19 protein-coding genes are annotated in these 19,426 nt (G+C 34.2%); 8 read left to right on the top strand and 11 right to left on the bottom strand.

Annotated features, from left to right (window positions below; all coding sequences use genetic code 11):
- The first annotated feature begins 45 nt into the window (after positions 1–45).
- The 7 genes from C4H12_RS04150 to C4H12_RS04120 all read left to right on the top strand — a co-directional run bounded on the left by C4H12_RS04150 (position 46) and on the right by C4H12_RS04120 (position 7,559).
- The gene (locus tag C4H12_RS04150) at positions 46–1,320 is read left to right on the top strand and encodes a pitrilysin family protein (RefSeq protein WP_106097812.1); all 1,275 of its coding nucleotides are present in this window, start codon (positions 46–48) and stop codon (positions 1,318–1,320) included.
- Between the two features lie 110 nt (positions 1,321–1,430).
- Positions 1,431–2,786 carry a pitrilysin family protein gene (locus tag C4H12_RS04145; protein ID WP_106097811.1) on the top strand — a complete coding sequence of 452 codons (1,356 nt, stop codon included), beginning with the start codon at positions 1,431–1,433 and terminating at the stop codon, positions 2,784–2,786.
- Between the two features lie 87 nt (positions 2,787–2,873).
- Entirely contained in the window at positions 2,874–3,215 is a 342-nt protein-coding gene (gene rpsF, locus C4H12_RS04140) for a 30S ribosomal protein S6 (RefSeq protein ID WP_106097810.1), read from the top strand.
- Positions 3,216–3,219: 4 nt separating this feature from the next.
- The gene (rpsR, locus tag C4H12_RS04135) at positions 3,220–3,498 is read left to right on the top strand and encodes a 30S ribosomal protein S18 (protein WP_002671374.1); all 279 of its coding nucleotides are present in this window, start codon (positions 3,220–3,222) and stop codon (positions 3,496–3,498) included.
- An 18-nt stretch (positions 3,499–3,516) separates the two neighbouring features.
- A complete protein-coding gene (rplI, locus tag C4H12_RS04130) occupies positions 3,517–4,041 on the top strand; it encodes a 50S ribosomal protein L9 (protein ID WP_106097809.1) in 525 nt (174 codons plus the stop codon).
- A 165-nt stretch (positions 4,042–4,206) separates the two neighbouring features.
- Positions 4,207–6,966 carry a hypothetical protein gene (locus C4H12_RS04125; protein ID WP_106097808.1) on the top strand — a complete coding sequence of 920 codons (2,760 nt, stop codon included), beginning with the start codon at positions 4,207–4,209 and terminating at the stop codon, positions 6,964–6,966.
- Positions 6,967–6,995: 29 nt separating this feature from the next.
- Positions 6,996–7,559 carry an NfeD family protein gene (locus tag C4H12_RS04120; protein WP_106097807.1) on the top strand — a complete coding sequence of 188 codons (564 nt, stop codon included), beginning with the start codon at positions 6,996–6,998 and terminating at the stop codon, positions 7,557–7,559.
- Between the two features lie 2 nt (positions 7,560–7,561).
- Here the strand turns inward: C4H12_RS04120 and C4H12_RS04115 are convergent, their stop codons facing one another.
- Entirely contained in the window at positions 7,562–9,757 is a 2,196-nt protein-coding gene (locus tag C4H12_RS04115) for an FUSC family membrane protein (protein ID WP_106097806.1), read from the bottom strand.
- 36 nt (positions 9,758–9,793) lie between these two features.
- Between C4H12_RS04115 and C4H12_RS04110 the strand changes: the two genes are divergently transcribed.
- The gene (locus C4H12_RS04110) at positions 9,794–10,354 is read left to right on the top strand and encodes an L-threonylcarbamoyladenylate synthase (RefSeq protein WP_106097805.1); all 561 of its coding nucleotides are present in this window, start codon (positions 9,794–9,796) and stop codon (positions 10,352–10,354) included.
- Positions 10,355–10,359: 5 nt separating this feature from the next.
- On the opposite strand, the gene rlmD is transcribed toward C4H12_RS04110, so the two are convergent.
- The 10 genes from rlmD to C4H12_RS04065 all read right to left on the bottom strand — a co-directional run bounded on the left by rlmD (position 10,360) and on the right by C4H12_RS04065 (position 19,318).
- On the bottom strand, positions 10,360–11,772 hold the full coding sequence (gene rlmD / locus C4H12_RS04105) for a 23S rRNA (uracil(1939)-C(5))-methyltransferase RlmD (RefSeq protein ID WP_106097804.1): 1,413 nt from the start codon (positions 11,770–11,772) through the stop codon (positions 10,360–10,362).
- A 563-nt stretch (positions 11,773–12,335) separates the two neighbouring features.
- Positions 12,336–13,613: a glycosyltransferase gene (locus tag C4H12_RS04100; protein ID WP_106097803.1), complete on the bottom strand. Its 1,278-nt coding sequence runs from the start codon at positions 13,611–13,613 to the stop codon at positions 12,336–12,338.
- Positions 13,614–13,675: 62 nt separating this feature from the next.
- Positions 13,676–14,869, bottom strand: coding sequence for a tRNA 2-thiouridine(34) synthase MnmA (mnmA, locus tag C4H12_RS04095; RefSeq protein WP_106097802.1), 1,194 nt, complete (start codon positions 14,867–14,869; stop codon positions 13,676–13,678).
- Positions 14,866–16,560, bottom strand: coding sequence for a gliding motility-associated ABC transporter substrate-binding protein GldG (gldG, locus tag C4H12_RS04090; protein WP_106097801.1), 1,695 nt, complete (start codon positions 16,558–16,560; stop codon positions 14,866–14,868). Before gldG ends, mnmA begins: the two co-directional genes overlap by 4 nt.
- Positions 16,557–17,273 carry a gliding motility-associated ABC transporter permease subunit GldF gene (gldF, locus tag C4H12_RS04085; RefSeq protein ID WP_106097800.1) on the bottom strand — a complete coding sequence of 239 codons (717 nt, stop codon included), beginning with the start codon at positions 17,271–17,273 and terminating at the stop codon, positions 16,557–16,559. The genes gldG and gldF overlap by 4 nt, the downstream gene beginning before the upstream one ends.
- A gap of 92 nt (positions 17,274–17,365) precedes the next feature.
- Positions 17,366–17,998 carry a hypothetical protein gene (locus C4H12_RS04080; RefSeq protein WP_106097799.1) on the bottom strand — a complete coding sequence of 211 codons (633 nt, stop codon included), beginning with the start codon at positions 17,996–17,998 and terminating at the stop codon, positions 17,366–17,368.
- Between the two features lie 20 nt (positions 17,999–18,018).
- On the bottom strand, positions 18,019–18,432 hold the full coding sequence (locus C4H12_RS04075) for a hypothetical protein (RefSeq protein WP_254424806.1): 414 nt from the start codon (positions 18,430–18,432) through the stop codon (positions 18,019–18,021).
- The gene (locus C4H12_RS04070; protein WP_164997588.1) at positions 18,410–18,685 is read right to left on the bottom strand and encodes a hypothetical protein; all 276 of its coding nucleotides are present in this window, start codon (positions 18,683–18,685) and stop codon (positions 18,410–18,412) included. The genes C4H12_RS04075 and C4H12_RS04070 overlap by 23 nt, the downstream gene beginning before the upstream one ends.
- Before the next feature lie 73 nt (positions 18,686–18,758).
- The gene (locus tag C4H12_RS13970) at positions 18,759–19,073 is read right to left on the bottom strand and encodes an Imm43 family immunity protein (RefSeq protein ID WP_371514494.1); all 315 of its coding nucleotides are present in this window, start codon (positions 19,071–19,073) and stop codon (positions 18,759–18,761) included.
- Positions 19,074–19,123: 50 nt separating this feature from the next.
- Positions 19,124–19,318 (bottom strand): Imm43 family immunity protein, encoded by a 195-nt coding sequence (locus C4H12_RS04065; protein ID WP_106097797.1) that lies wholly within the window; start codon positions 19,316–19,318, stop codon positions 19,124–19,126.
- Positions 19,319–19,426: the final 108 nt, after the last annotated feature.

The following is a 19,426-nucleotide window of genomic DNA, read 5'->3' as shown; positions in this document are numbered from 1 at the left end:
ATAAAGGAGGGTATCAGGGATTACTTGATACCCTCTTGATTTATTATGCAGGAAAAACTAAGATTTCAGGAATACGACCTACCCAACGGTTTGCACGTTATACTACACCAAAATAATGATGCCCCTGTGGTAGCCATAGGAGTTATGTACCATGTAGGGGCTAAAGATGAAGAGCCTACCCGTACGGGATTTGCTCATTTTTTTGAACATTTGCTTTTTGAAGGGACTAAAAATATAGAGCGAGGCAAGTGGTTTGATATAGTATCGGCTAATGGAGGCCATAATAATGCCTTCACAACACACGATAAAACCTATTATTACGAGGTGTTCCCCTCAAATAATTTAGAATTAGGATTGTGGATGGAAGCGGAGCGTATGCTTCACCCTGTGATTAATGAAATAGGGGTATCGACACAAAACTCGGTAGTGAAAGAAGAGAAGAGCCAACGCATAGATAATGCGCCTTACGGAAGGGTAATGTACCGAGATGCTATTAATCCGTATCTGTTTAAGAAACATCCTTACTCGGGTACAGTTATAGGCAAAATAGAGCATTTAGATGCTGCTACTTTGGAAGAGTTTATTGCCTTCAAACAGAAATATTACAATCCTAATAATGCAGTACTAGTAGTAGCAGGTGATATTGAACTTGGAAAGACCAAAGAGTGGATAAATAGATATTTTGCAAGCATTCCTAACACAGGCAAGGCAATAGAGCGCACAAGGATAGAAGAAGCACCTATTAGAGAGACAATTAAAGCAACAGAATACGATGCTAATATACAAATTCCGCTTAAATTATATGCTTATCGCACCCCAGCAATGGCGGATAAAGACTCATACGCGCTTGATTTTCTTTCGACCCTTCTGACAGATGGGAAGAGCGCTAGGCTTTACAAAAAGATGATAGATGAGCATCAAACAGCTTTGCAAGTATTGGCATTTTCGGACGCACAGGAAGATTATGGTGTGTACATTATGGGAGCATTACCTATGGATGGGGTAAGCCTTGAAACATTAGCCCAAGAAATGGATGAAGAAATAGAGCGTCTGCAAACAGAGTTGATAAGTGAACGCGAGTACGAGAAGCTACAGAACCAAATAGAAGCAAACTTTGTGAGCCAACTGACTAGTATGGAAAGCATAGCCCTTTCATTGGCAGATAACTACACTTTTTTTAAAGATGCTGATATTATAAACAAGGCTATTGATATTTACAAGAATATTAGCAGGGAAGATATTCGTGTGGCTGCACAAAAATACTTGGATAAGAACAGCCGCTTGGAATTGGATTACTTACCTATGGAAATTAGTAATTAGCTATTACTTGAAAAAGGTTATAGGAACAGGAGGTTTTTCTGTTTCGGTATAAATAGACAATATTGAGTGTTTTTAGAAATTGAATTTAATTACAGAAGGTAGAATAAAAGATGAAACAACCTTTATCGGGGGCAGCACCTTTAATTAATTTAGGTACCCCCATAACCCATATATTACCCAATGGACTTACACTACTTATAGTAGAAAACCACCGGTTGCCACAAGTAACTTTACGATTATTACTAGACGACCAGCCTACTCTTGAAGGAGATAAAAAAGGAGTATACGACTTACTATCACTATTGGTAGGTAATGGATCGGCCAATGTGAGCAAAGAGGCTTTTAATGAAGAGATAGACTATATGGCAGTGAATATAAATATACTGCCCAATGGAGTATACGCCCAAACCCTTTCGAAGTTTTTTCCTCGTGTATTGGAACTGATAGCTGATGCTGCTCTGAATCCGAATTTTGAAGAAGAAGAGATGGAGAGAGAGAAAGCACGCATTATACAAAGTTTGAAAGCAGGTGAAAATAATGCCGAGGTGATTATGAAACGAGTGCTACAAGCCCTTCGTTATACTACGGCACACCCCTATGGTGAGTATGTTACTGAAAGGACTGTAGGGGCACTTACCTTAACCGATATGTATGAGTATTACCATTCACACTTTCAGCCTAATCACGCTTATTTAGTAGTGGCAGGAGATATAAACCCTGATGAGGTAGTACGCTTGGTAAATAACAGTTTTGCAAATTGGAAAGCTGTAAATACCCCTTTGGAAACACTTTTAGAGCCAACAAACGTAGCACAGACTGAAATAAATTTGATTGATTTGCCTACAGCAGTGCAGTCGGAAATACGCCTTACAAACCTTATAGAACTACAGATAAACCATCCTGATTATTTTCCGATGCTAGTGGCTAATAATATATTAGGTGGAGATTTTGGTAGTTATATTAATATGAACCTGCGAGAAGCACACGGATATACTTATGGAGCAAGCTCAGGATTTAAGACTGATAAATGGACAAAAGGAGCCTTTTCAATCAAAACTAAAGTGGGAAATGCTGTTACAGCTCCTGCTATTATTGAAACCCTAAATGAGATTAAGCGTATACAAAACGAAGAGGTGAGTGCAGAGAAGCTATCACAAGCCAAGGCTCAGTACATAGGTCAGTTTGTAATGGCTACCGAACGCCCCCAGACAATAGCTAATTATGCTATTAATATTCGTACCCAGCAATTACCTGATGATTTTTATAAGAACTACATAGCTAATATAAGTGCTGTTACCGCAGCGGATGTGCAGCGAGTAGCTAATGCCTATTTTATGTTGCAAAATATGCGTATTATAATAGTAGGCAAAGCTAATGAGATAAAAAGTAGTTTAGAAGAGATTGTTTTTGAAGATAAAAAGGTGCCTGTATATCAGTATGATAAGTGGGCTATAGAGAAAAAATAGTAAAAAATTATTGAGAAATATTTGGCTGTGTTAAAAAAAGGTTGTACTTTTGCGGCCGTAAATCAAATATTTAATCATTTCATATTTATGAATCAATACGAAACTGTTTTCATTTTGAATCCCGTTTTATCTGAGACACAGATAAAGGAAGCAGTAGAAAAGTTTGAAAATTTTCTTACTTCAAGGGGTGCAGAATTTGTATCAAAAGAGAATTGGGGGCTTAAAAAATTAGCTTACCCTATTCAAAACAAAAAAAGCGGATTTTATCACCTCTTTGAATTTAAAGTAGCTGGTGAAGTTATCAATGCCTTTGAATTGGAGTTCCGTCGTGATGAGCGTGTAATGCGTTACCTCACAGTGAAATTGGACAAGCACGCTATAGCGTGGGCAGAAAAGAGAAGAGCTAAGTTAAACACTAAAAAAGCGTAAGAAAATGGCAGTAGAACAAAAAAAAGGAGATATTAAATATCTTACTCCACTAAACATCGACACATCAAAACAAAAAAAGTATTGTCGCTTTAAAAAATCGGGTATCAAGTACATTGATTACAAAGATGCCGACTTCCTTTTGAAGTTTGTGAACGAACAAGGTAAGTTATTGCCACGCAGACTTACAGGTACTTCGTTGAAGTTTCAGCGTAAAGTAGCTACAGCTGTGAAACGTGCTCGCCACTTAGCATTAATGCCTTACGTAGCCGATTTATTAAAATAATAACAAGGAGTAGAAAATATGGAAATTATATTAAAACAAGACGTACATAATTTAGGGTTTAAAGACGACGTAGTTACTGTTAAGAACGGATACGGGCGTAATTACCTCATCCCGCAAGGGCTTGCAATTTTGGCTACTCCTTCAGCAAAAAAGGTGTTGGCTGAAAACTTAAAACAAAGAGCTTACAAAGAGCAACATATTATTGATGAGGCTAAAAATACTGCTAAAGCACTATTGCAATTGACTGTGAAGATTGTTGCTAAAGTAGGAGCTGGTGATAAACTTTTTGGTTCTATCAATCACGCTGATATAGCTACAGAACTAGCAAAAGCAGGACATAATATTGATAAGAAATTTATCTCTATTGCTGGTAATACTATCAAACGTACTGGTAAATATACCGCTGCTATCCGTTTGCATCGTGAAGTAGTAGTAGATTTTCCTTTTGAAGTAGCTGCTGAGGTGGTGAAAGTAGAGGCTAAACCTACTGAAAAAGTAGAAGAAGTAAAAGCTGAAGCTACTGAACAAGTTGCTGAGAATTAATCTTCTTAAAAAATATGTAAATAGTTCATATCAATTATAATTTTTGAGTACCTACAAGGTTTTTCTTTTGTAGGTACTTTTTTTATTGTTAAAAATTTGTACATTAGAAAAATATATTGTATCTTTGTCGCTCAATTTAGCAAGTTTCTTAAAACAATTTAATCAATGGAATCTAAGATAAATACCATAGGGCTAACTATTTGGGGCTACAAGCAAGGCTGCAAAGTGTTGGCATCACAAGGGGTGAATTTTCAATCACAAGAGGTAAAAGATAGGCTGAAAGATATTAGTGCTTTTTTGCGTATTCACACACCTCGTGCTGATTTTTATATGCTACAATTCACGCAAAGCTACAAAATATATACCCAATATAGATCTTCGCGAGAGGTGAATGGGCAAACAGGGGTATATATAGCTATTTCATTGTATATACCTCATCATTTGCAGTGGCGTGGTGTAAGGCAAGTGCTGAATCTATTGATGGATATGTATTTTGCTGAGCATATTAATTATGATAATAACACACCTTTAATGAATGAGAAGGAAGATATTTTTCCTTATTTCAATCTTTTGAGAGGTTATGAGAAACAACTTACTGATGACCCTGAAGCAAAACCATGTTTATTACAGTTGCCCTATTCACCTAAAGTATTTCCTTACGCAGATATATACGAGGTAGATAAATACTTTAATATGCCTTATCGACCTGAGTTTACCGAGTTACAAGAAGCTGTATTTTTAAGGAAAGAATTTGTGGATGACCCTCGTGCTTATAGTATCGATTTTCTTTTTCCTGAGTATGCTACTGTTAAAAATGCAAATGCTACACAAGCTACAGCTTCAGGGACCTCACGTTTTTTGCTTATGGATAATGTAAAGGTTTTAGCCTTTATGAAAAATGGAAAAGATGTGAGTGCTACTTATGCTAACGAAATTTTCTCGGATGATGATTCTATTGAGTTATTATTAGAAAAATCACGTTACCAGCAGATGTTTTCTTTTCGAGATACAGTAAAAAAAGGTATTAAGAAGGGCTATATTAAGAAATTACAAGATAACTATGCATTAGATAATATTACTTTTGCTGATAAAGAGTTTAAAGTATATGTAGAGACACCTCAGCGTGAGTTTGAAAAGTATCTTACTTTCTTGTCTTTGGAAAGTAGTAACTTTAAGGCAAAGCTTTATTCAGATAGTAAAGGTAGATACTTTATGCTGAAAGGAGAGGAGGCACACAATATTTTTAATCTTAGTTATAATGGTATTGTTTTCAAAAGTAACTATATGATTGATGATAGAGTTGCAATCTCAATACCTTTTGAAAAATATCATTTTACAATTGTTTCAAATAAAGTAGTATCTATTGCTTTAAAAATTAATGGGATTGTTTTTAGCAAAGCGCTTCGTAGTGATTCACCCATTGAAATAGTATTGCCGGAGAACTTATACCATTTTGAGTTTGAAAATCAAGCTACTGAGCGAATGATTAGTATTACAAAAAGTGGAGAAGTAAATTTTGAAGTAGCTTCTAAAAATTACAATCCACAAATGATAGCTTCTGAGAGTCCGAAAATGGCAAATACAAAACAGCTAGCAGTTGTAGGTGATAATATTGAAGAAGACGATGAAGATGTAGTACCAGTACATAATTCACGTTTTTTCTGGCTAAAAATAGCTTCAATAGTTATTTTTGTACTGAGTTTGGTAGGAATAGGTTATTGGTTTGTATTTCCTATGCTTAAAGATCCTGTAAAGGCTTATGTAGCATTTTCATCGGATAGTAAGATTAAGGATATTTATTTTTTGACTAATATTGATGAACGTACCTATGAAATTAATGATTTATATATCAGTTTAAAAAAGACTTTTCCTTTAAATGAAACTAAAGTAATTATTGATTTTGCTGAAGAAGGTAAGGATACTCTTTCACTTAGTAAAGTACAATTAAATACTTTGGCTGAAATGGTTGAGAAAGGGAGTAAAGATACGCTTAAAGTAGAAGTGATTTCGCCAGCACGTTTCTTCTTATCAGAAGTTGCTCATTGGAAAGATACTCATGCAGACCCTAAAGGAACTCTTTTTTTATCAGAAGCTAAAAAGCGTAATTATCTTACTGAAACCTTACGTCCTGAGTATGAAAAAGCAGTATGGGAGAACTTTCTTAAAAATTTTGACTATTCTGCCTATAATAGTGAACAGGTTGATAGTCTTTTAAGTTCCTACTTAAAAGGAGGAGAAAATGAACTAAAAGCCTATCAAAATGATTTACAACAAATAATCAATCAAAGTAGGGAAGAGGAAGAGGCTAATATGGTTGAGGAAGCTCCTGCAATAGTAGAGACTATAGTTGCTCCTACTCCTAAAACAGAAAGAAAGGAGCCTAAAGTACCTGCTAAGAAACTTATTACACCTGAAATAATAAGTACTCCAACACCTATTGTTAATAGGACAGAAACACCACTAATAGATATGCCACAGGTGCGCAATTCTAAAACTATAGTGCGTCATAATAGAAATACACCACGTCCTGAAGCTACAAATGCCAAGCTTACAAATAACTTTATAGCTGATTTGAAAAAGTTTAATTCTCAATTATGTTCAGAAGAAATAGTAGATAGAGTAAAACTAAACCTAAAGCGTTTAGATGCAAAAGATTGGAGTGTTGTAGTATATGATTTTAATCAGGAAAGAAAAGAGATTGAAGAGCGTGTAACTCAATATAGTAATTTCTTTACAGCACTGAAAAAAGGAAGTTCAATAGATAATATTAGACCTACAGCTTTTGCTGGACAAGCTAACCTTATTTATTTTCTTAAAAAAGGAAGTAATTTTGAATTGGTTAAGAATAAACCTAATTTAAAAACTTTTGCAGATATACGTCAAGCTATTATTATATCAGGAGTAGACCCTAAAGACATTAGATAAACCTTGTAATTCAAATTAGATATTGATATATGGAAATTTTTAATAATCTTGATGTATTACTAAAAGGATTTTGGCTAGTAGCGATCCCTGTCACTCTTATTTTCCTTATTCAAATGGTATTAACTTTTGTAGGGTCTGATGCTACTGATGGAACTTCAGCTGATTTTGATGGTGATTTTGATGGTAGTGATACTCCTTTTCAGTTATTCTCTTTTCGCAACTTAATGAATTTTTTGTTAGGTTTTAGTTGGACAGGTATTTCCTTTTATCATATCATTACTAACCAAATTTTACTTATTATTTTATCAATTGCAGTAGGAGTATTATTTGTTTATTTGTTCTTTCTTATTATTAGGACTTTGATGAGACTTTCAGAAGATAATACATTTAAAATTATTGAAACTATTGGGAAAACAGCTGAAGTATATGTGCCTATTCCTGCACATAAAGAGGGAATTGGAAAAATAATGCTTAGTGTTAGAGGAACTGTACATGAGCTTGAGGCTATGACCAATGGTGAGCGTATTCCATCAAATACTATGGTAAAAATAGTTTCTGTTCAAGATGCAGTACTATTTGTAGAACAATTATAATATTAGCTTTTATTTTTAATTGATTTTAGAGCGTGTTCTAGGTTCTTTGCCAAACTAAATAGGTAATTAAACTGCTCTCGGTAAAACTGAGTTTCACGCATTGATATTACAATATTATTCTCTTCTTGAGAATTTGTTATAATCTCCTTCACCGATTCATTAAGCTGTTTGATAGCCAGTTTATAATTAGGTGAAGGAGATTTTTCTTGTCCTATAATAATTTCTAATGAGTACTGTAAAAATACTATTAAGTTATCAATAGCCTCATTAAATACTTGTTTAGGAAAAGTTGTCTTTTTGCTGTTCAGCCTAATGCCAAATGAAGCTACTGATGATAAAAATGACTGTTGTATTACAATAATACCATACACAGAAGGATTGCTACTTTGCATAAATTTAGGTTCTTGTAACATCCTTTGAAAGGTAGTATTAAGGTTAGATAGGGCAAGAACAGCTTCTTTCCGTGCTACTTTATAAGGGGTATTGATACTTTTCTCAGTGTTAAATAGTATTCTTACTTCTTGCAAATATGCAATATTAGCTTTTATTGATTTAGTTAGTACATCTTTATAGGTATTATGCTCCCATGTTGGAAAAACGAGATAATTTGCTCCTACAGATAGTCCTACACCTATTACTGTATCTAATAAGCGATCATAAATTAGGTTATAGATATTAGGAGTTATAAGTGTAAAAATAAAAATAGCTGTAATAGTGATAAATATTGAAGCATACATATAATTCTCCTGAATAAGTCCGAAAGCAATAGGCATACACAATATAGCTATATATAGATACAAGCTAGGGTAGGGTAGGAGGTATATTACTCCAAATGAGGCTACACCACCTATAATCGTACCATATACCCTATGTAGAGACCTTTCTTGAGTGATGCCAAATCCTGGTCGCATAATAATAAAAACAGTAAGTATAATCCAATATGCATTGTTAATAGAAAAAATATCACCAATAATATACCCTACTAATACTACTATTGAAAGTCTCAAAGCATGTCTAAAAAACGTTGATTTTAATGAAATATGGTCTTTAAGTCGCTTCAATGAGTAATTTTGGTAACTCACAAACTTCCGGTAAGTATTCTCATCACGTACCCCTGCATCACTATTATAATAGTTTTGGAATATCAATCGTATATTTTCGATAGAATGATACTGATTTTCAATATATATGTAGAAATTCCGAAGCATTAACCAACGTTCCTTATCTTCTCCTAGCTCTTCTGCAGCAGCTTTAAGCTCTTCATTCTTTTTCCTCATTTGCTGCAAGAGGTCTTTTAATGAATTACTCAATTTAATTTCTTTACGTGAACCTATGTAGTCCGACATCAGTTGTAGCTGTGCTGATAGTTCCTTAATAAACGCTACATATATTTGTAAGCATTCTTTATGTTGTCCAAAAACTTCATCTACTTTTTCGTATTGCACAGGATTAGCCAATGCCAGTTCAAAAATATCTACTAGTTCAATAAAGATCAAAAACTGTCTTTGTAGGTAATCAGTTTTTCCCGATTTACTTCTTGAGTCCAACACCGCTTCTCGGAACTTCTCATAGTTCTCATTAAGGCTTGTTTGTAGGTTAATAAGTTTTTTAAGTCCTTGAGTTCTATCAGTAGCCAATAAAAGGTTTGCGCGTACAGCAAAAAACTCTGCTGTAAGAGCAAAACACTTACCCAAAAGCTGCTCACTATACAAACGTGGGCGTATCTTCACCAGCAAGTATGCCAAAAAGCTATACCATATAGCTCCTATAAGTATATAGCAGGCATATAACACTATATCCCATCCTGTTTGTAAATGTGCTAAAGTAGTAGCTATAGCGCATAATCCCGCAAACGAAACCATTGTAGCTCTCTGTCCATATAATGAAATATACGCATTTATAAAAGTAAGTACAAATATAGTAGGCAATAACAGTGCTTCATAAGGAGCTGTCAGATTCACTAATATACTGCTGCTTATTGCTAATAGGGTAGCTATTAAAAGCCCTCCGTATAAATGTCCTCTATTACCAGGAATATCACTCGGCGAAATAGCTATTACACTTAGCGCAATAGGCACGCCTATATCTATTCTATTGAACCATGACCCTAAGCCTATAGGTATAAGCACGGCTATGGTTTTGATAATACCTTTGAAAAATGAAAAGCTTTTAAAAAAAGAAAGTATTGCTGTCAGCATATTTTTTTGTATATTCGCGGCAAAATTACAAAACTAATGTCAGATAGCCATCTTATTAACAAATATTTAATTGAAGGTAAAGTCATTCTTTATCCTACCGATACCGTTTGGGGGCTTGGTTGCGATGCTACCAATCCAGATGCTGTTGCTAAAATTTTCACTATCAAACAGCGAAATGAAAGCAAAAGCCTTATTATTTTGGTTAATAATACCGAAATGTTACAGCAATATGTTGCTGAACTACCTCAAAAAGCTATTGATTACCTCAAAACTATCACCACGCCTACCACTATTATCTACAATAACCCTATTCATTTAGCGCAAAATGTCATTGCTTCCGATAATACTGTGGCTATTCGTATCGTGCACGACCACTTTTGCCAGCAAATAATAACTAATTTCGGCAAACCTATTGTATCTACCTCTGCTAATATTAGTGGTGAACCTACTCCACAATTCTTCAAAGCTATCAGTCCTGCTATCCTTGCTCAAGCCGACTATATCGTGCCTTTTCGACAAAATGAAACTGATATAAAAAAGCCCTCACGCTTGGTTAAATTCACTTCAAGCGGAGAGCTTATAATATTACGAGAATAAACTTTTTATTTTTTCTCTCTTTTCTTTAAAAGAACCACATTCTCAACATGATACGTTTGCGGAAACATATCTACTGGCTGTACTTTAACTACTTCATATAGCTCATCCAGCAAAGCAAGGTCGCGCGCCTGTGTAGCACTATTACAGCTCACATACACTATAGTCGGAGCAGCTATTTGCAGTAGCTGGGTTACTACATCTTTGTGCATACCATCACGCGGAGGGTCGGTAATAACCACATCAGGTATACCATTAGCCTTGATAAAATCATCGTTGAAAACATTCTTCATATCCCCAACATAAAATACTGCATTCTCAATCCCATTAGCCCGCGCATTGTCCTTCGCATCAGCAATCGCTTCAGGAACAGCCTCCACACCTACTACTTTCTTAGCCTTCTTAGCTACAAATTGCGCAATAGTACCCGTACCTGTATAGAGGTCATATACCAATTCATTCCCAGTAAGTCCTGCAAAATTACGCGTTACCTCGTATAATTTATGAGCTTGTTTAGAGTTTGTCTGATAGAACGATTTAGCATTAATCTTAAATCGCAAGCCCTCCATTTCTTCATAAATACAGTCTCTTCCCTTGTAACAAATAATCTCTTGGTCATAAATAGCATCATTGCCCTTGTTATTAATACAATATTGCAACGAAGTTATCTCAGGAAAAATATCTCCAATATGGTCAAGCAGCAAGTTTATCTTCTTATCAGCACTAAAAAACTGAATAACCAACATTATTTCACCCGTCGAACTGATACGTATCATCATCGAGCGTAATAAACCCGTTTGTTGCCTCGGACTATAAAAAGGCATATTGTTAGCCAATGCAAACCGTTTTATTTCTAAACGAATAGCGTTTGAAGGGTCTGCTTGCAAATAACATTGGTCAATGTCCAAAATCTTATCCCACGCCCCAGCAATATGGAACCCCAAAGCATTCCTATCCTCAATAGTATCAGCCCTTTGTATCTCATCAGGAGTCAGCCAACGCATATCCGAGAACGAAAACTCCATCTTATTCCTATAATGGTAAATCTCTTCCGAACCAATAATAGCCGATACCTCAGGAATCGCAATTCTCCCCAAGCGTACTAAGTTATTTTCCACCTCTTTCTGCTTGTAGTATAGCTGATTTTCGTAGTTCATATCCTGCCATTTGCACCCACCACAATAGCCAAAGTGCGAGCACACAGGCGTAACCCTCAGTGCCGAACGCTCGTGAAACTTAGTGGCAAACCCCTCATAATATGCCGATTTTTTCTTAGTAGTTTGTACATCCACCACATCACCAGGTAGTGCATTGGTAATAAATATTACGCGTCCGTCAGGTGCCTTAGCCACGCTTTTTCCTTTGGCACCAGCATCAATAACCGTAACATTTTCTATGATTATATTTTTCTTCTTGCTCATTATGGCGGCAAAATTACAAATAATTGTGCAATTAACAAATTACTTATCAGTTATTCACAGCCTTCATCTTGAAAACCTATCTTAACCCCCTACCTCTTATTTTGAAATGAAAAAAAATCATCCTTTTCTCATTTTTATTGCTAATATTTCAAATAAGTATTCCCTTAATTTCGTGCCTTTATTGAAAAATTAATCCACTAATAATCAATCTATTAAAACTATAAGCTTATTAAAGGAAGCTTAGAGCTACCTTAGAGGATGAACGAAGGATAAACGAACTATAAACGAAGGATACACCTTACTTTGCTGAATATCAGATGTTTTACCTTTTATCCGTATTTTTGAAAAAATCGCAATAAAAACGTCAAAACATTACATTTTTTACATTCCTCATTTATACATTAACTATATCACTTTCATTTCAGAAATAAATTATCCTTCATAAAAAGTATAAAGATAAAATCTCTAAAAACGAAAAAACAGCAAAGATATTCACTTAAAGACATAAAAAAATAGCAAATATGCTACTCACATATTTGCTACTCTATTAATTTTCTTATGAATTAAAGTATTAATTTTGCTAATTGCTCAGTAAGAGCCACCCTACTGTATTTCTCAATAAATTTAGGTTCAGTCTGCAGATTATCAGCCTTATAAGCCTTGTAATATGCCAATATTTGTGCCTTCATAGCCGCTTTATCAGTATATCCTACAAAAGTACCCGTCTGGGTTTCAGTCAGAATAGGCGTTACATCCCAATTCTTTGGGCCTATAGCCAAAATAGGTCGTCCCGATACCATATATTCAAACAATTTCCCCGCAATAATGCCCTGTGTTTCTTCCGAATCTATTTCAATAAGTAATAATACTTGTGATTGCTTTTGTAACGTTACAGCATCTTTATGAGCGATATATCCCTTGTAAGTATAGTAAGCTAATAACCCATAAGTACGAAGGTCATCTTCTATATCCTCACTTACTTTTCCTGCAAAACATAGGCTAAAATCATCAGCAAAATGCGGCTCTTCTCGCACCAATTCTGCCAAAACTTCCCACAATATTTTAGGATTTCTATCTGATAATAAAGACCCAATATGTGAAATCAAGAATTTTTTTGATAGGGGAGGGGCTACACTAGTTTCCTCATCATAGCCATTAGTAATCACTTCTATAGGGGTATTAGTAATTTTTTTGAAGTCTTCTTTAGTCCTAAAGCTGGTAGTAATTACCACGTCGCTCTTTTGCAGTACCTCTTTTTCCCAATAATGCTGACGTGTATCTGCCCATTTAGTAAGGCGCAAATCTTTATAATAGCCTATAGTTGTCCATGGGTCACGAAAATCACTTATCCATTTCAGTTCAGGAAGTTGTTTTTTTAGCTTATACCCAATAAGATGTACACTATGCGGTGGCGAAGTAGTAATTATAGTATCTATCTTATTTTCAGTTATAAATGTTTTTAAATATTTAACCGAAGGGTTTACCCAAAATCTTCTAGCATCAGGTATAAAAAGGTTGCCTCGTACCCATAACAGTAACTTATCTAACCAAGATACTTTCTTACGCGGAATAATCCCAGCGCTAATCTTTTGAGTTTTCTTCTTTGAAAACAATGAAGCCAACCTATAAGGCTCCCATACAGTCTGCTTAATTACTTGTATATCTGTAGGTAAATCGGTGCCTATTTCATTATCTATAATTGGATATGTTGGGTTCTCAGGTACATATACTATAGGCTCTATGCCAAAGCTTCGCAAATATTTTACAAACTTCACCCAGCGTTGCACTCCAGGACCTCCAGCAGGCTTCCAATAATAGGTAATAATAAGTATCTTCTTCATACAAGCATTCCTTCTATTTTACATAATATGCATTATCAAGATTTTTAGTAGTCTCTTTTTACCTACGAAATCACTCCGCTACCTACTAGTTCATCATCTAAATACCAAGCAGCAAACTGTCCTTCAGTAACTGCACTTTGGCGGTCTTCAAAATGAATATATAAACCATTAGTTGCTTTATACAATACTGCTTTTTGTAATGGCTGGCGATACCTAATGCGTACCATAACCTCTAAAGTATCACCAATATTGAGAGCTAAATCCTTACGTATCCAATGCTCATCGGCTTCGGTAATGAACAGCGCACTGCGGAACAAACCTCTGTGCGTATGTCCTTCACCGGTATAAATAATATTACGCTCAATATCAGTCTCTATGATAAATAAAGGTTCTTTAGTACCACCTACATTTAAGCCTTTGCGTTGTCCTTTGGTAAAATAATGAGCTCCTTGATGAGTTCCTACTTTTTTGCCATCTTCAGGATGATAAATAAAACGTTGAGATAGATACTTTAATTGGTCTTCATAAGTTTCAAAAAGGCGTAACCTATCAAAGTCACCATATCCTTTCCAATCATTGGGTATTTGAATAATGTCTCCTTCTTTAGGTTGTAATTTTTGTTGTAAGAATTCTGGCAAACGTACTTTTCCTATAAAACAAAGTCCTTGTGAGTCTTTCTTTTCAGCTGTTACTAAGTCTTGTTCTTTAGCTATAGCACGTACTTCCGATTTTTGTAATTCTCCTATAGGAAATAAAGCCTTACTAAGCTGTTCTTGTGATAACTGACAAAGAAAATACGATTGGTCTTTATTATCATCCTTGCCTGAAAGCAATCGGTATACAGTTTGTCCATCTACTTGTATAGTCTCTTTCCTACAGTAATGCCCTGTAGCCACATAATCGGCACCTAAGCTGAGGGCAAGTTTCATAAAGACATCAAACTTTATTTCTCTATTGCATAGTACATCGGGATTGGGCGTTCTACCGTTTTCGTATTCATTGAACATATAGTCTACAATACGAGCTTTATAAGGCTCACTCATATCTATTGTTTGGAATGGAATACCTAGTTTTTCAGCTACTAAAAGTGCATCATTACTATCTTCTAACCACGGACATTCATCAGATATAGTCACGGTATCATCGTGCCAATTCTTCATAAAAAGCCCTATTACATCATACCCTTGTTCTTTCAATAAATAGGCTGCTACACTGCTATCTACTCCCCCACTAAGTCCTACTACTACTCTTTTCATTTTGTTGTTTTCCTTATATTATTTTTTCTGTAAAAATATATTACCAAAAGCATTGTTATAACTAAAAGTACTAATGGGTATATAAAAACTTTCACCTGCCAAGCTGAAGCACTTTCAGCTACCTTTTCTTTGTTTAAAAAAGCTAACTGTACTTTCTTGTTTCGTAGTGTCAAAAAATCAGTATCATTAAGCAAATAGTTCAATGCATTCTGCAAAAAAGCTTTATTATCATAAAACTTATTCGTCCAACGGTCAAAACCAAGTTCTAAAGGCGTGTTGTTTTGGTTGTCAAAATCATTCTTTATTACATCACCATCAGCCACTACAATCATTTTAGTAGGTTTACTTTGTTGGGCATTTTCTTTGAGTTTTATAGGAGAAATTCTATTCTTATAAGCTGAACTAAATTCTCCTTCCAATAGTACAGCTAATGGTATATTTCCCTTCTTGTAAAGCTCTTTGTCCATTATCTTAGGGTCAAAACGCAAGTTGATTTCACGAGGAGTCCCATCAGCTTTTGAAAAAGTTGAACTTTCCATTAGTACTGTCTTTTTTACTTGGTTTTTTAGAGTGTCAATGCCATTAGCAAATTGTAGTCGTACAGCATCTAAATGGTTGTTTATAAGGTGATTGTTATTGGATAACACTAAGGGATTATAGACCCAAGGGATATTCATATAACGCGTTTGCGAGCCTTCACCACTAGCTACCACTATTTCTGAAAAATACAAATCATTAATTAAAGTATAATTAATACGGAAACCATACTGAAAAAACATATCTGTAAGGTTCAAGTCCAATGGCATAGCCATTGTCATTCCGCCTGTTCGGTACATATCTTCTAATGAAACGTTCACATTATCTATCAGCCATAAGGCAGCCCCTCCATTCATAATATACTGGTCTACTACTTGTTTTTGTGGGTCAGTAAAGGCTTTAGTAGGTTTAGCTACTATTAATAGATCAAATTTTTTAAGGTCTGCAAGTGTTTTTTCAGCATTAGTAGCTACCGAGTCAAGCGTAAAAGGAGCTATAAAGTAATATTCTCGTACTGTTTTTATGAAATCGTACATATATACATCTTCCAATGTCCCATTACTTTTTAGTATAGCTATTTTTTTCTTTTTTTCAACAGCAAATTTATATAAGGCATCAGTAATATTGTATTCCAAGCGTTGCACAGAATTCTGTACTCGTTCTTGGTCTGTAGCTCCTAATTTGTCAATAAAAATCCGTACTTTTTCGCTCCTCTTTCCATCACTTATTACTATCCATGGGAAAAGGTATTCTACTGATGATTTTCCTGCCTCTGTTTGCGTAATTTGCAAAGGCTGAAAACCATTGCTCACCAGCTGCTGTATGGCAGCTTCGGGTTGCTCCTCCCCTTCCAATGGGTTTACAAAGTTCACTATTAAATTGCTATTAGCAGCTGTATATTCTTGCAGTAGCTGAAGTGCTTCTGTCTGTAATTTCTTAAATTCCGAAGGAATATTACCTTTCAGCAGGACATCTACCACTATAGGTTGTTGTATTTTAGCAAGTGTTTTATGTGTAAACTCAGAAAGGGTATAACGTTTGTCAGCAGTAAGGTCTATACGTGCGTACCATTGCTGGGCTATATAGTTTATTGCCAATAATATGATAAGGGCACCCCCTACCCTACTTATCGTATTTTTAAGGTATTTTTTCATCGTTTATAGGCTTTGAGTGATAAAGTAGTGAGATATATAAAAAATGCAATTATCGATAGAAAATATACAACATTTCGAGTGTCAATCACTCCTCTACTAATAGCATCAAAATGGGTTTGAAAACCAAACCCGTTAAAATCATCAGCTATGAGTGTAATAAGTTGGTCTGCTCCAAAGAAGAAAAAAAAGCACAAAAAGGCAGCTAATACAAACGAAATAATTTGGTTAGCACTTATAGCCGAAGCCCATAAACCTACTGCAGCAAAAGTTGCAATAAGTAAAAATAATGCAATGTATGAGCCTACAGTTCCAGCAACATCCAAGTTCCCTACAGGATTGCCCAAAACCCATACTACATATACGTACAGTACTGATGGCAGTAAAATGATAAGCAATAAGAAGAGTATTCCTAAGTACTTACCCAATACTATTTGTAAAGTACTTACGGGTTTAGTGAATAAAAGGGCCAACATCCCGCTCTTTTTTTCTTCCGAGATACTTCTCATAGTAAGTGCAGGTACTAAAAATACAAATATCCACGACGAAAGTCTAAAGAAAGGTAACATATCTGCAAAACCTGCATTTAGGATGTTGTAATCAGACTTAAATACAAACAAAAAAAGACCATTAAGCACTATAAATAGCCCTATAATAGTCATACCTATAGGCGAAGTAAAAAAATAACTAATTTCTTTTTTTAATAGTGAAAACATTTTAAGTGTTAAGTGTTAGCAATTAGTTTCAGGGTGCAAATGTACAAAATAATTACCAAATAACAATTAATTAACCCAAACAGTCAAAAAAACTACCATTTATAAAAATATGATAGATCACTCATTTTCAGTGAAAAAGGAACTTTTATCCTATCATAACTATCAGGAATAATATCAATACTATCCCTAAGTTTTTCATTTGAAACAAGAATCAATATATTATCCTCATATAAATTTGTAGCTATAATAGGTAAAAAACATTGTTCAGATAGCATCTCTTTAAAAAAGTTAGCCCTTATTGCATCTAAATTTTTATCAAAACAATACCCCAATATACTTTTTCTTAAAACTTCTGTTTTAGCTGAAAAATCATACTTACTTTCCGTAAGTATAAATCCTATATTTTGGTTAAAGATTCTCACCTTCATTAACTTTTCTAATTCTTCAATAGGCAAAGTAGTTAGATCAAAATAAATTGATTCATTCTCTACGTACAAAATTTCTTTATTTATACTTTTAAAGGGAAAACCTATATTTAAATAAGCTCCTTTCAATTCAATTATTTTAGGATTAACCTTTTTTAAGTTAGCTGTATTAATAGCCGAATTTCTAAGAAAAGCCCATACCATACCTACCTTATTTTCCGCAAATATAGATATATCTTCTATCCTATGAAATGAATAACACAGCCCTATTGATTCAACCCATTTACAAAACTCTATCATTATAGTATTATTTTATAGCATTATATCTCAGGGTAAATAATATGTTCCGGTATTAATGTAATATTTTCTGGTTCAATTTTATCAATTTCTTTTATATAATTTTCCCTTGAAAATTGAAAATTATATTTCTTCCCTCCTCTTAAAAAGCTCCATTTAATAGTATTATCATTATGTACAACATTCACATAATCCCACCCACCATCATCAGCTATACCACAAGCACAAGTAAAAATTAAATAATCTCCACTATTTTGTGTACTTGCATATAATTCAGGATAAACTACTAAAACATTATCAAAATCATCTAAACTTCTTATGTCAATATCGTCTATCAATAATTGTAAATAACTACAATTATTAAATTTAATATTGTCAATAACCACATTATCTGTCGATTTTAGCGTTATTATATTAACTTTTATATGATTTATCATTTTCTTTTTCTAATATCCATTCTCTGAATAAATTCATAATTGCCGAAAACTTATCTTCGTATAAGCTATCTTCTATCATATACCACCAGTTAGAATAGTTGTTTTTATAGTTTATCTTTTGAGCAAGCCAAGTATTGAACTCTTCACAAAATAGAATATCTATACTTTCCAATATTCCATTTGTCTTTTTGGCTAGCAAAAATCCTGATATATAAAAATACAACTGATCTATTTTTAAATCAGGAATAAACATTTTAGGCCTTTTATTAATGGCATCTATTAACTCACTTATATTTTTCATTGCTTAAAACAAGGTGTTTAATTTCCTATTGTTCAATGATAAATTCAGTATCCGAAAGTTCTAAAGAATATGTGTCATCCAAATATTCAATTACTTCTTCAATAGGTTGAAACTTAATGGTCTTTATCTTCTTAGCTTCTATACTATTTTTAAACTCTTCATTACAATAAAGAAGAGCATCAAAAAAATCCTGACTAATATAAAAAACAGATTTTGAGCCAAATAGCTTTCTATTAAGTACTATTTTTGTAGCTTCCTCTACTTCTACATTTGGGAATCTCCTTCCTATTTCAGGTTTAATAGGATATGTTTTAGTAAAAATAGATTTGTCAAAGTCAATAGCTTGTACATCTTCTTGGATAACTATAAAAAAATAATTCTTCTCAGCATTTACTTTCCTTCTCTGTTAAGCATTATAACAGGAGTAGACAGATACTTTATTGGATTCTGTTTATCCAGAATCTCCTTAAACTCTTCCGAAATGATAAAACCATTTGATGTATCACAATAATCAAAATCCAATAACTTATGTTTGTTTATAAGATAGAGTTTTTCAGGCAGATGACTTAAGTTCGTTCTTCCCATACGTCATTCATCATCATCAAGTACAGGAGGGAGGGAAGATCTTTTATAATCTTCCCTTGGAATAAAGCGTGTGTGTAAAATCCCATCCAAATAGATAGGAGTTCTCTT

Origin of the sequence: Capnocytophaga sp. oral taxon 878 (assembly GCF_002999135.1) — a bacterium.
Taxonomy (GTDB): Bacteria; Bacteroidota; Bacteroidia; order Flavobacteriales; family Flavobacteriaceae; genus Capnocytophaga.
This window is presented reverse-complemented; position numbering and strand designations above follow the sequence as displayed.